Origin of the sequence: Maribacter sp. HS, assembly GCF_048059195.1 — a bacterium.
Classification (GTDB): domain Bacteria; phylum Bacteroidota; class Bacteroidia; order Flavobacteriales; family Flavobacteriaceae; genus Maribacter; species Maribacter dokdonensis.
On the sequence record NZ_JAYLVV010000002.1, the window covers coordinates 444,280 to 457,970 of the forward strand.

The window sequence follows — 13,691 nt, forward strand, 5'->3', positions numbered from 1 at the left end:
GCTAAATATTAAAAATTTGTTGAATGTTCTGTTTTGAAAAACCTGCACTACCGGTCATTCCCTTACCCCCAATACCGGTAACAATATGAATATTCCTATCGATGGTGCGCTCATAAATATCAGAATTCTTACATTGAGAATACATGCCAAACCAACGCTGTTCAATTTCATAGGTGGGCAGGCTAAAAATTTCTTTGGCCCTTGTTAGCATTAGATCATCAATATCCATATTTAAGTCGAACCCGAGATCATCAATATTGTCCGCATCTGCATATTCATGAGAATCCCCAAGAATAACCCCACCATCCATAGCTTGTTTAAATAAAATATGTACTCCCCATTTTTTCTCAAGACTATTCATTGGTTCTTTGGATTTGATCTTTAAATAAGACGGACACTCAGCAAAAGCCTCATATCTTCTAATGGAAAGTCCCGTTAAAATAGATCCGCTAATTTTAAAATCGCCTTGTGATTTGGTTTTCATCATCTGTAACTTAGAAACCTCTAAATCACTAGTGGAAAATAGTTCTGGATACAACGTTTTAAAATCACTACCATTACAGATAATTACCTTTGCAGACATCAACATTCTACCGTTTGCCAATTGAGTGCTTACTTCATTATTAAGCGCATTGCATTCAATTACCTTAGCCTTATAAAAAATGCTTACCCCTTTTTTCTTTAAATACTTATGTACACGACCGATCATAGTGCGAGGTTCTACAGTAATTTCCTCAGGAAAGAATAAGCCAGCTTTTACATACCGTTCATTTAATCCTGGGTATTTTCTAAGACATTCCGTCTTTGTAAAAAGAATAGAAGTGTAATCATTGGCTCGATTAATTTCTTTCAACTCTTCAATTAGCTGAATCTCATCATCATTAGAAGCCAAATAAATAGATCCTTCTTGCCGTATCGAAATATCAAATTTAGCATGGATCTTCTTATATATCTTTAAGCTTTTACGACCGTATTGTTGCCATTTGGTATTCATACCAGAGGGTACCACCTGTCCAAAATTGCGAACTGTAGCCCCTTTGGGCATAGCATCTTTTTCAAGCAAAGCTACTTTTAACCCTTTTTTCATGGCATGATAAGCATGAAAAGTACCTAACACACCACCACCAACTACAACTAAATCATACTCAATATCTGCCATTAACCATGGGGATTTTAAAATGGATACTAGAATTATTTTGCTTGTATTTCTTTTGAAAATAGAACATAGATACTATAGAAACACCTACACCCAAAAAGGCAATACAGTAGGTAGCACCCATGAAAAACTGTAGCCAAGAACTATTTGGGCTTCCAAAATTTTTATAAAGTAGTACTGCCATACTACCCAAGTAACCGAAGGAATCTGCAATATAAATAAGGTAACCAGCATTACCTTTAATAGAAAAAGTGGCGATCATCCGATCAAAAAAGATACAATTGAACGGCACATAACAGGCATAAAGTCCAAAACCAATAAACACCATCCAATACACAGGCTGAAGGGCGCCTTGTTGAAATAAAAAGGTAGAAACCCCTACCAGCACACTTGCCAGTATCAACAAGAAATGAAACCCCATAAAAGCCTTAAAGTTATTTTTTATCAACCCGAACAACCCCAATACAAGTAACACCAAAAATGCTATTGGAAGTTCAGATAGTGTATAAATAGAAGCATCACCGGCATACCCCACACTGTCCCATAATTCTCTAGAAAAATTATCCCTAAAATCCCGTAACGCGGTAAGTGCGGTATAAAAGACCACTAAAATTATAATCGGAAAAGAAAATTTGCTGAAGACCTTTTTACGATCCGCTGCACACATTGGTTTTCTTTTCTTTCTGAGTTTAATATCCTCTGCTGTTGGTGGAGGCAATTTGTTCAAAAAATAAAGGCAAATGAAAAACGGCAGAAGAAACAGGGCTCCCGTAACCGCAGGCATCCAAAATTCGGAAATTGCATAGGTGGTCATTAACCACAACCCAACAGATTTTACGGCACCGCTAGACACTATAAAACTAGAACATAGAACAATACTTAATATCTCGGTCATTTTTCTACCCTCCAAAAAAGAAAACGTAATGCCCCAGATCATACCCAAGGAAAGTCCGTTAAGGAAAAATAGTATGAAATTATATGGACCTGGCAGCAGACCAAATAGTACCAGCGTTAATTCTGCAAATAAGATCATGCCCGTTAAATAGGCTACCCTATGTTGTACCTGCAATGCAGAAACCACCCGAATACCAATAAATTTAGAAAGCATATACCCTAGGACCTGAGCCAAAATGAGCAAAATTTTGTAGTCGATACCAAACAACATTTGACCATCAAATGTGGCTACTGAAAAAGGCTTTCTAAAAGCATACATACAAAAGTAAAGTCCGAACGAAGCTAAAGCTCCATTTAACAGTACGGCCATATTTATTTTAGAAATCTTAAACACGTAACATTTGTTTACTAATAGTAAATAATTATCTCAAAAATCTATATTTATTTACTATTAGTAACTTTTTAAATGTTATTAGATGGTTATAAAAAGTGATAGATTAAGTTAAACCTCTGAATTATTGAGGAGATTGTTACAAACATTATTCTAAATGGACCTTAAATTTCATTGACTCTTCCCCATTCATCTGTTTTTGAAAAATTAGCGCAAATAATTGTAATGAAAGTATTTCTTCATTTTCAGTTTGCCGTTGCAATACATCAAACAAAAAACTATATGTTTTTAATCTATTAGGTTCAATATCAATCAATGCAATATCATCAGCATTTCTAAGTCGATAAAAATCTAAAATTAAATCTCCACCACTCCAATTATTAAAATCAGATTCTGAAACACCAGCATTGTTCATTTTCAACAATAATTCCTTTTCAGAAAAATCCTCACCTAGAACTTTTTGAACCAATTGCCATCCACTTTTATTTAACAATGACTCTTTTAAATGTTCAGGCCAATTGTTAGGCAATAAACGCCAACGCACCAATTCCTGTAAATGTATATTTGTAAAATCGAGGTAATTGGATGATGCCAAAATAGTGTCGTTCCACATTCTATCAGGAAAATTATCTCTTAGGAAACCATGCTCTTTTTTATAATTTTCAAAAAAAGAATTGAAGGAAGCTACCGAATCCAAAATTACAGTTTCTACTTCTAACTTAGATGTATTCTTTATGGTCATTAACTTATAAGCTGGCGGAAAAGCAGCCAATGAAGGAGTTTGTATATTCGTTAATGTATTACCATTCTTGGTAGTTATGATACCCGTATCGTTTAAATGCATATGCCCACCCACATGTACTTTCAATCCCATATCGGCAAAAATTTCACCTACAACCTCATCGGGCACACGATGCGCCTGAAAACTATTGACACCGAATAACTGTTTCATTTCATCAGTTGCCCCATCATTGAAATCGACCATAGGGTAATGACTAAACGCAATTAACGTCTTACCTAACCGATTGGCGTTTTCTACCACCTTTTCTGTCCACTCTAGCAGATATCGTTTATATGTCAATACTTCATTATAACCTATACCAGAACCATTAAACCCTATACCATCTGATTTTTGCGTGTACACATTAGCATCTATAGCCAAAAGCCAAACACCTTCTACCGGCTCTACCAGATAACTTACGTCTGGAATTGTTTTTAACGTAGTGTTAGACGAAATTCTATTATCCAGTTTAGATGCCAATTCCGCTTTTTTAAAAGTATAGTCTTCATAATCATAAGTAGAAAAAGGAGTTTCCCAATATCTGAACTTTTGTTGCGGAAAAAAGCCATACGCTTTCAACTCTTCTAAAATCTCTTTATACCCCCACTCCGCAATTTCTTTAGCAATCACTGTTGGCTCCTCAGCTATAGTGCTCGATGTATATAAGCCTTTAGTACTCATAATAGGTTGCAATCGACCATGTTTTGAAAGAAAATCACGTTCACCACTTTGTTTTCCAAAAGGTCTCGTGGGATCATGATTACCATTTACCATAAAAAAAGACACATTGTATTCCTCAGCATAACAATTCATTATTTTCTTTAAACCCTTAATATGAACAGGCTGACCATCATCACTAAAATCGCCAGGCATGGCAATAATTTTAATTCCTCTTCTGACGGCATCATCTAAAGCCGCCTGAAAAGCGAAATAATTTTCATTGAACAATCGGGTAGAATGTAATTGTGATTCCATTGACCGTATTAAAACATTTTTACCATTCACGGTGTCTGTATACACATCAGGATTTAAATCTTCAAATTCAGGATACACATCTGCGAAATGAACATCGGCCATGAAGGCAATTTGAACTTCGTTCCTTATAGTTTAAGAAGTACACGCCAAATGAAATAATAGAACAAAGAAAGTTGACATATAACCTTTCATACTTTTAAAATTAATTTTCATGAACAATTATATATTAAAAGAAAACGGCAAGAATTCACATTCTTACCGTTTCCTATTAAAGCTAATTTTTGATTAATACCCAGGGTTCTGCTCTAAGAAACCATCTATACCAGAAGCACCATCAACGGCACTTTGTGGAATTGGGAACAATCTATGGTTTACATCGGTATCCGTTTTTTCCGTCCAAGTATCTTCATACTTTCCAAAACGAATTTGATCTCCTCTTCTAAACCCTTCCCAATACAGTTCAAAACCACGCTCGCGAAATATGATATCCGTATCTACTGCAGTTAAAGGATCTGGCGTTTGTTCCGGGCGTGCCGTTCTAGAAGTTCTTACCACATTTACATCTGCCAATGCACCTGCAGCATCGCCATTTCTTAGTTTGGCTTCCGCTCGCATTAAATATATCTCGGCAAGTCTCATCAACACCAAGTCAACACTACTGTTACCATTACCATTTGGTGAGGTACGGCTGAATTGATACTTAGATGCCCTGTAGCCCGTATTATGCAAAGATCCTTCATTGGTAAAATCTATTTCCAAAGTGTGATCTACGTACCCTATATCCCGAGAAGGACCATTTCCTTTTATCTGTCTTACCGGTAAAATTTTAATAGTACCGTCTTCACAGGTAAGAAACTGGCCGTCATCACCTTTTCTAGGTCCCCATTGTATACCACGAAGAATACCTCTATCCATTTCAAAAGCAACATCTTGTACGCAGTAAAAACTATCTTCGGTCTCAGTTTCCAATAATTTTTCACGCCCTTCCAAATCTGCCAGTTGAGCATCTGGCACCAAGGTGTTTTTTTGATAGAAACGGGCATCTGCATCCGCAGGATCAACATCTCCATAGGCATCTACCCACGTTTGATAAAAATCTGAAGTAACGGCAGGTCCGTCAGTACCATCGGCACTAGGCCACTCAGGTCTTGGAAACATTGACCCCGCAATAGACCAATATGCCCAACGACTATGTTCCTGGGTCAATACACCACGTTGATCTAAAGCAAATATCAATTCTGGATTAGAATGGTTCTCATCATTAAACAGTTCAAAATACTCTGGAGATAAAGAAAAGTTTCCAGAATCTATAATATTACTGGTATATGTGATAACCTGGTCCATATCTGCCTGCGTGAAATTAGGCGTACCGTAAGGATCACGGTACACGGCAGCGTTCAAGTTCAATCTAGCCAAAAAACCGTATACAGCAGAACGCGACATTCTACCAGGTCCTTTATCATCATTGATCACATCAACAACAGACAACAACTCGCTCTCAATATAGTCTATGGCATCTTGTGTTCTTAAAACTTCTGAAAGCTCTTCAGATGATTCTTTTTTAAGAACAATACCCCAACTGTCTAGCAACAACATGTTCAAATACGCTCTTAAGGCTTTCATTTCATACAATGCCCCTGCCGCTTCCGCATCTCCCTCATCCGCTAACGGAGTAAGTACTTCAATGGCGGCCAAGGTTCTTGAAATATTCGTGGTAAGCTCATTCCAACCACTAGCGACCAAATCATTAGTAGGGGTGAAATTATGGCTATGAGCCGCCAAGAACTTACCACCGTCAAACCAATCCGTTCCTCCTCTATAAGGTAGTATTGCCTCATCTGAAGGTATAAGCTGTAGACCATAATAATTGGTATGCCTCCATGTCCAAGAAATATAACCGTAAGCGGGTGCAATAGCCCCACTAATCACTTCTGCCTGGGCACCTGTTAATGATTCATCTAATAATTCTTCTTCTAGATCAGTACAGCTCCATGTCAACAAAGAGACCAGAACCAGTGATGATATAATTAGTTTATTTTTCATTTTGATAGATTTTTTTTGTGTTAAAAGGATACATTTAAACCAAACAAGATGGTTCTTGAATTAGGGTAAGTATACCGGTCTATACCAAAAGTTTGTATACCATCTATTTCACTACCTGTGTTTACTTCTGGACTGTAGCCCGTATAATCCGTAATGATGAATAAATTTTGACCCGTTAGTGTAAAGCGTATATCGTTCACATAATCATCTAACCCAATTTTACTGGCCAAAAGGTTGTATCCCAATGTAGCATTGTTCAGTTTTAGGTAAGCACCGTCTTCCAAATATCTGGTTGACACCTCATTGGAATTATTAACATCTTCGTTTGGAAACTGAATAGCGAAATAAGTAGTATTCAAATTTCTGCTCAATTGTCCTTTTGAGAATGAGGACATTGCGGTGTGGTTGTAAATTTTATTACCGGACACCCCATTAAAATTAAATCCTAAATCAAAATTCTTATAATCAAAATTCAAATAGAAGGCATAAGTAAAATCTGGCAGGGCACTACCTGCAGCAATACGGTCATCATCTAAAATTTCACCGTCACCGTTTACATCTCTAAATTGATTTAAACCGTCATCACCAATACCAATAAACTCTTTCATGTAAAAGGTACCTATTGCCTCATTGTTCAAATAACCGTTGATCGTTGCGCCAGTTTGCCCACCACCTTGTGCGGCACCGGTAGTAATAATGGCAAAAGGAGAGTCTGTAACCTCATTTTTAATAAAAGTAGCATTACCACCTACATTAAGAGAGAAATCTTCACCGATCATTGTTCTAAAATCCAACGCAAATTCTACACCGGAGTTATGTATTTCCAAATCTTCAAGATTGGTCCATATTTTCTCGGTTGGTTGAATAGGATCCACTCTATTGGCAAACAATACTACATCTGTAGTTACCTTATTAAAATAATCTACCGTACCCGTAATTTTATTATTCAAGAAACTATAATCCAATCCAATATTGGTCTGAGTAGCAACTTCCCATTTTAAATTAGGATTTGCAGTACGAGCAGGTACCGTACCAAATGGATAACCATCTAATGTAGTAGCACTATCATCTAAAGGATAGGTGTCATTATCACTTTTACTATCAATATAACTTGCCAATGACACTTTATTATCTATACCTTCTTGACTACCCGTTTGACCCCAACTAGCACGTAGCTTTAGGTTGTTCACAATGGTACTTTCTGACAGGAAATTCTCTTTACTTATATTCCAACCTAAGGCTACAGAAGGAAAATAACCGTACTTATTGTTCTCCCCAAATTTTGAAGAACCATCTGCGCGCATAGTGGCAGTCAATAAATATTTATCTTGATAATCATAATTTACCCTACCAAAGAAAGATTGTAATTCATTTTTCTCTGCCGTAGAGAACAAACTAGTAGGAAATTCTTGGCTACTGATCTGATCTTGATATCTTGGATCAATACCATTATCCGCAAAACTTTGTAACTCAAATTTCTTTTGTTGGAAGAACACTTCTTGGTAAGAGTGACCAACCAAAACTGTTGCTCCATGATCTCCTTTTTCAAATGTATAGGTCAACGTGTTATCTACCTGTGTATTCTGGTTAGTAGTGATCCAACTATTTAAATACCCTTGATTTAAATCTTCTAACAAGGCATACGGTGCACGTTGTTGATCTCTATTTGTAGAGGAATAATCTACACCCAAATTAAGTTTGTACGTTAATCCTTTTACAATCTCTACAGATGGAGAAATATTCGCCAAAATACGGTTACTATTAGACTCATCTGCATAGATTTCATTACGTATCAATGGGTTTAATCTATTATCATCTAACAAAGTGGGTTCACCATTTGTATATAAAGGTATTGTAGGGTTCAGCTCTAACATATCTGCAACCGTAGCACCAGCATCTGGTCTGTTGTTCAAAGTTCTAGAAGCGGATAAATTGAAATCTACATTCAACATACCGTCCAAAGCCTTTTGATTCAAGTTCAAACGGCCAGAATATCTTTTTAAAGAACTATTGGCAAACGTACCCTCTTGATCGTCAACCCCTACAGAAGCATAATAATTGAATTTATCAGATGCCCCACCACTCATTGAAAAGTTTACGTTTTTAGAAATACCTGTTTGTGTAAGCTCATCTTGCCAATTGGTATTTGCGCCTCCATCTACCAAAGTACCACCAACAGCTGGCACCTGTCTTCTAAACTCATCTGCAGAAAACACATCTATTTTATTGGCCAATGTTGCAAAAGCCGTAGAAACCGAAACATTCATTTCCGTTTTACCGGTTTTTCCTTTTTTAGTAGTGATCACAATAACCCCATTTGCAGCACGTGCCCCATAAATAGCGGCAGCAGATGCATCTTTCAACACATCCATGGATTCAATATCTTGAGGATTGATGAAATTTAAAGGATTAGATGCCACACCCGTAGAAGTATTATCTATGACAAAACCATCTATTACGAACAAAGGCGAAGTACCCGATCTAAAACTACCAATACCACGAATAACAATATTTTGTGAAGCGCCAGGCTCACCACTTACCGAAGTAATGTTTACACCGGCAACTTTACCCTGTAATAATTGACCAGGATTGGCAACTACCCCTTTATTGAAGTTTTCACTTTTAACCGATGCAATGGATCCCGTAACATCCGATCTTTTTTGAGTACCATAGCCCACAACAACAACATCATCCAATTGCGTAGCATCTTCCACCAATTGAACAGCTATTGTGGTTTGGCCCTGCAAGGCAACTTCTTGCGTTGTAAAGCCCAAATAAGATACCTCCAATACAGCATCGCTCTTAACATCAATGGTGAAGTTTCCATCAAAATCTGTAGTGACCCCGTTTAAAGTTCCCTTTTCAAGTACCGTAGCTCCAACCAATGGAACACCACCCTGATCGGTAACCGTACCATTAACGGTCAAAAACTCAACCTCTACCACTCTTTTGAAAACCTTTGGTTTTACGGTAATAGAAATAGTGTTATTAATCCTTCTAAAGGTTAAATTGGCATCTTTGGCCATTAGCTCTAAAACGGATCGTAAAGACACGCTTTCATAAGCTACACTATAGGTATTCTTAAGCTTACCTACTTTGCGATCGTACACAAAATTAAAATTTGTCTGATCTTCGATATTGGTTAAAATATCCAATACCGTAGCGCCTTCAACGGCGATATCCACTTTGTAATTTTCTAATTTTTGGCCCCTAAGGTCAGCTGCAAGTATGGGATTCAGCATCGCCATGATCATAAGGAGACAAAACGTATTGAATGTCAACTTGATAAATTGTTTATTAGTTAGCAAATTCATAATTTCACATAATGTTTAATGGTTGTTTTTTATAAATAATCTTTGAATAATTGACAGCCTGTTTAGCTCGCCAAAGTGTTACAGGCTGTCTACTTTTTTAGGTTTAGGTCTACATCATAATTGGTTTTTGGTTTGTTAGTCATTATCTCTACATTTTCCTTTGATCAGAATAGTACTGTTCTTCAAGGGTTGAAAAGACAAACCCTTTTTCACATAAGTGATACTTTCTAAAACATTGGACAAACTTTCATTATTGAACGAAGCGGTAATATGGCAATCTAACGGCGTATCATCATGAATTACAAAAGTGACTCCGTACCACTTCTCTAAAACATCAAGTGCCTCTTTCATGGTTATATCATTGAGCGTTAAAAGTCCTTTTTGCCAATTGATCAAACTATTGGTATCAACATCGTTTTTTGAAATACTATCAGAATTTTTATGAAATACGCCCTGTTCATTGGGCAGTAAGAACACCGTATTATCCTTAGCTCCAATTTGCACTTTACCCGTAGCAACGGTTACCAAAATATCATTGCTTTTAGGGTAGGCATTAATATTGAATGATGTGCCCAAAACCGTAGTGCTTAAATCTCCGGATTTTATGATAAAAGGTTTGGTCTTATCTTTTGCCACATTAAAAAAGGCCTCGCCCACTAAGGTGACCTCCCTGGTGTTGCCCAAAAATTTCTCTGGAAATGAAATTGTACTTCCCGAATTCAACTTTATCTCTGTACCATCAGCTAACACAAAATCTTTTCGTTGACCCCATTCTGTAGTTTCAACTATTTGTGATACAGTAACCGTCTTTTTATTTTCTGTATTTAACCCTAAATATGTTAAAACCCCTAGGTTGATTATTATCGCAATAGCTGCAGCAACTTTCACCCAAGATTTATCCGACTTTCTATTTTGCTTGTCATGTATTCTCTTCAGCAGTTTTTTCCCTACCTGTTTTCTTTGATCATCATTTTTAAATACATGACCTTCTTTATCAAGCATTAGAGAAGCATCAAACTTTTCTAAAAGTTTTTCTTCTGTAGTTGTAATCGTACCATTTAGGTACTTGTTCATGAGTATTTTTACTTCTTTTTCGGTCATTATACTATTGTTACAATCACAAGTACCATAACCTAAGGGGTACGCACACTCCAAAAAGCAGGCTTAAAGGTTACTTAACAAAACAACAGTGTGCTTAACCTTTAGATAATGAAAAGGAAACTAAAGAAAGAAAAACAAGGTTTTTGCCACGGCAAGTTCTTTTCGCAATTGGCGTAAGGCAAAGGAAATCTGGTTCTCTACGGAACGTTGGGAAATATCCAATTTATGGGCAATCTCCTTATTGTCGATATTATTTATACGACTAAGTCTAAAAATTACCTGACATCTTTTTGGAAGGTGAGAGATGACACTATTTATTCTGGTAGATAATTCAATGACATCATCATTTTGATCCACATCTGATGCTACAGACAATGTATGTGCAACCTCTAACTGAATCTTATTGAATTTTTGATTGCGTAAATGATTGTAACATTTATTACGAATAGATTTATATAGGTAAGATTTTAAAAACTTGACATCCAAATCTTGTCTTCGTTGCCAAAAATCTACCCAAATATCCTGCACCACATCTTGGGCTAGACTGTCATTCATGAGTATAGAACAAGCGTAGGAATACATTGGATCCCATAACTCTGTAAACAATATATTGAATGCTTTTTTGTCCGACTTTTTTACACGCAAAACCAAATTTTCAATACTACCGTTATCTATTCCCTCCACTTTCATAGTTCACAAATCTCCTATAAATTAATTGAAGTGATATTATAACATTGTAAACATTAGGTAAAATGATCTCTTTAACCTAATGAGCGGATAGTGCTCTGCAAATTACTTTTTAACAGCAATTTTCAACACCTTTAATAATTTATCAAAAATTTCATTGTTCTCGTACACGCCTTGAAATTCCTGTGACATGGGACCGTAAGCAAAAACAGGAACCATAGTGCCGGTATGGTCATGAGTGGTAAAATCCGCCTCAATCTCATGCCTAACAACATTACCTTGCGGTATGGTCAACCCGCCAGTTTCGTGATCTGCTGTAATCACTACTAGGGTATTACCATCTTCATCTGCAAACTTTATAGCCTCTGATACCGCCCTATCAAAAGAGATACTTTCCGTAACAACACCCTTTATATCATTGGCATGACCATAACTATCAATCTTTGCACCTTCTACCATTAAGAAAAAAGGCTTCTCTTTATTCAAATATGAAATTCCATTCTTGGTGGCCAAAGCCAATTTTTGGACATTTGATTCGGTCACGTTTTCATTGGAATGATCAAACCAAGCTCCTATTTTTTCATCTACACTTGCACCTATAGTATTTATATCGGTTTTCATTACAAAACCAGCATCATCAATATGTTTTACCGTTTTTGTTGGCTGAGAGATAAACAGTTTTAATTTAGAGATTTTTAAGTCAGAGGCTATTTCTGCCGCCATACCCCTATCCGTTCTATGCGCATAAAAAGAAGAAGGTGTTGCCCCAGTAATTTCATCAGTAGTAATGACCCCTGTATAAAAACCTTTTTCAGATAATATTTCTGTAAGATTGAGAATAGGCACACCTTTCTTACTAGTACCTATTGCCCTATTATTTGTTTTTTGCCCTGTAGCTATCGCTGTACCCGCACCCGCAGAATCTGTGGTAAAATCATCTGCAGATTGTGTTTTAATAAAACCTATACTTTTTAATTGCGTTAAGGACAATTCTCCATTATTTGCTAAAACAGTAGACGATATCTGCGTTAACCCATTACCGTCACCTATCATTAGAATAATATTCTTTGGAACCCTTTTTGCTTGATCTACTTTAAAATTTGGATAATACACTTTAGAAAAAACAGAATTTTGCACTACTCTATCTTTTAAGGAAGTAACATATGTAACACATTCATTGGGCATATCCGTATTTATATAATCTACACCCATATCAACAAAAGTCTTCCAAGCAGATTTTGAATCTGGTGTTGCCCAAAAACGAAAAGGCTTATTTAAAGCATGTGCCTTGTTAATAGCTTCAGTAACACTTATAAAGTCTTGAGAAGTAAGTCTACCTTTACCGTTCCATTCAGAATAGTTTTTAAAACTTAAACTTATCAACGCAATTTTTTTAAGCACTTCAGTATTGTTTACAGGCTGCAAACTCTGATAATCAAAGAAAATAAAATCAGGATAATCAATATATTCTTTCAAATCTGGGCGGTTACCCGAGATAACAATTTTTACATTATCGGCGTTAATGATTGCTGGGTATTCTTTCAATTCAGCAACTATAGCATTTAACGTTTTATGTGCGTTTGACTTTACATCTATCAATAATTGTAAAGATTTATTGTTAAGCAACCCTAAGGCTATAGCCTCTTGAAGGGGATTTAAATAAAGTCGAGCTAAGGTTGAGTTTTCTTGAATTTCATTTTGTTCATGTGCTACCAACAGTTTTCCGTCCTTATAAAACACATCAACTTCAACAGATTGCACCTCTGCTCCCAAAGCTTTCCAAAAAGGAATATTTTGCTTGTAATCGTTATGGGAATGCACTTTAAATTCTTGTGTATAACCCGCATATACACTAATGAACAATAAGCAAACTATTGGTAATTTTAAAAGTCTCATAAATAATTATATAAAGAAGAAATTTGGTCAACAAACATTAGATATTATTATACCTAAGCTATTTTCTATGGTTTGCAAAAGTGAGGTCTAAATTTCTTAATTATTTTAAATTAATATCAAGTAAACATTAAGTTGTTATCAAAATGCTCATATCTATTTATTTTTTTTAGCCAGCTGAAAGACTTTTTTATTTATTTTTGAAAACTACCAAAACCACCAATGACCGAAAATATTAAACAAATGTTCAGTAAAATGAACGACGAAACTCGCGAAGAAGCTTTAGAATGCTTAATGGCCGAGTTCAACTTGGAAAGTACCAAATACGCTAAGAAGAATTGGATTATAGGAGGGCGTATACCTGAGGAAAACCAAGAAAGAATTGTTCGTATTTTTCAAAATCTACTTAGAACACAAGCTTTTAGAATAAAGGAAATAAAAGTGAAGCTCTAAAAA

General features: G+C 36.1%; 9 protein-coding genes. 1 reads left to right on the forward strand and 8 read right to left on the reverse strand.

The window, feature by feature from the left end; translation table 11 throughout:
- Position 1: 1 nt before the first annotated feature.
- The 8 genes from VBZ51_RS02040 to VBZ51_RS02075 all read right to left on the reverse strand — a co-directional run bounded on the left by VBZ51_RS02040 (position 2) and on the right by VBZ51_RS02075 (position 13,238).
- The gene (locus tag VBZ51_RS02040) at positions 2–1,159 is read right to left on the reverse strand and encodes a TIGR03364 family FAD-dependent oxidoreductase (RefSeq protein WP_416575909.1); all 1,158 of its coding nucleotides are present in this window, start codon (positions 1,157–1,159) and stop codon (positions 2–4) included.
- The gene (locus VBZ51_RS02045) at positions 1,146–2,420 is read right to left on the reverse strand and encodes a DUF5690 family protein (RefSeq protein WP_416575910.1); all 1,275 of its coding nucleotides are present in this window, start codon (positions 2,418–2,420) and stop codon (positions 1,146–1,148) included. Before VBZ51_RS02045 ends, VBZ51_RS02040 begins: the two co-directional genes overlap by 14 nt.
- 169 nt (positions 2,421–2,589) lie before the next feature.
- Positions 2,590–4,299 carry a metallophosphoesterase gene (locus tag VBZ51_RS02050; RefSeq protein ID WP_416575911.1) on the reverse strand — a complete coding sequence of 570 codons (1,710 nt, stop codon included), beginning with the start codon at positions 4,297–4,299 and terminating at the stop codon, positions 2,590–2,592.
- A gap of 183 nt (positions 4,300–4,482) precedes the next feature.
- Entirely contained in the window at positions 4,483–6,240 is a 1,758-nt protein-coding gene (locus VBZ51_RS02055; RefSeq protein ID WP_416575912.1) for a RagB/SusD family nutrient uptake outer membrane protein, read from the reverse strand.
- 20 nt (positions 6,241–6,260) lie between these two features.
- A complete protein-coding gene (locus VBZ51_RS02060; protein ID WP_416575913.1) occupies positions 6,261–9,494 on the reverse strand; it encodes a SusC/RagA family TonB-linked outer membrane protein in 3,234 nt (1,077 codons plus the stop codon).
- Positions 9,495–9,689: 195 nt separating this feature from the next.
- Positions 9,690–10,655, reverse strand: a complete 966-nt coding sequence (locus tag VBZ51_RS02065; protein ID WP_416575914.1) for a FecR family protein — start codon at positions 10,653–10,655, stop codon at positions 9,690–9,692.
- A gap of 120 nt (positions 10,656–10,775) precedes the next feature.
- Positions 10,776–11,345, reverse strand: a complete 570-nt coding sequence (locus VBZ51_RS02070; protein ID WP_416575915.1) for an RNA polymerase sigma-70 factor — start codon at positions 11,343–11,345, stop codon at positions 10,776–10,778.
- Between the two features lie 102 nt (positions 11,346–11,447).
- Positions 11,448–13,238: an alkaline phosphatase gene (locus VBZ51_RS02075; RefSeq protein WP_416575916.1), complete on the reverse strand. Its 1,791-nt coding sequence runs from the start codon at positions 13,236–13,238 to the stop codon at positions 11,448–11,450.
- A 219-nt stretch (positions 13,239–13,457) separates the two neighbouring features.
- Between VBZ51_RS02075 and VBZ51_RS02080 the strand changes: the two genes are divergently transcribed.
- Entirely contained in the window at positions 13,458–13,688 is a 231-nt protein-coding gene (locus VBZ51_RS02080; protein WP_058103767.1) for a hypothetical protein, read from the forward strand.
- Positions 13,689–13,691 lie beyond the last annotated feature (3 nt).

Bases quoted from the DNA above. Each gene is read 5' to 3' on its own strand.
- VBZ51_RS02040 (WP_416575909.1), bottom strand. From the start codon at position 1,159: ATGGCAGATATTGAGTATGATTTAGTTGTAGTTGGTGGTGGTGTGTTA.
- VBZ51_RS02045 (WP_416575910.1), bottom strand. From the start codon at position 2,420: ATGGCCGTACTGTTAAATGGAGCTTTAGCTTCGTTCGGACTTTACTTT.
- VBZ51_RS02050 (WP_416575911.1), bottom strand. From the start codon at position 4,299: ATGGCCGATGTTCATTTCGCAGATGTGTATCCTGAATTTGAAGATTTA.
- VBZ51_RS02055 (WP_416575912.1), bottom strand. From the start codon at position 6,240: ATGAAAAATAAACTAATTATATCATCACTGGTTCTGGTCTCTTTGTTG.
- VBZ51_RS02060 (WP_416575913.1), bottom strand. From the start codon at position 9,494: ATGATCATGGCGATGCTGAATCCCATACTTGCAGCTGACCTTAGGGGC.
- VBZ51_RS02065 (WP_416575914.1), bottom strand. From the start codon at position 10,655: ATGACCGAAAAAGAAGTAAAAATACTCATGAACAAGTACCTAAATGGT.
- VBZ51_RS02070 (WP_416575915.1), bottom strand. From the start codon at position 11,345: ATGAAAGTGGAGGGAATAGATAACGGTAGTATTGAAAATTTGGTTTTG.
- VBZ51_RS02075 (WP_416575916.1), bottom strand. From the start codon at position 13,238: ATGAGACTTTTAAAATTACCAATAGTTTGCTTATTGTTCATTAGTGTA.
- VBZ51_RS02080 (WP_058103767.1), top strand. From the start codon at position 13,458: ATGACCGAAAATATTAAACAAATGTTCAGTAAAATGAACGACGAAACT.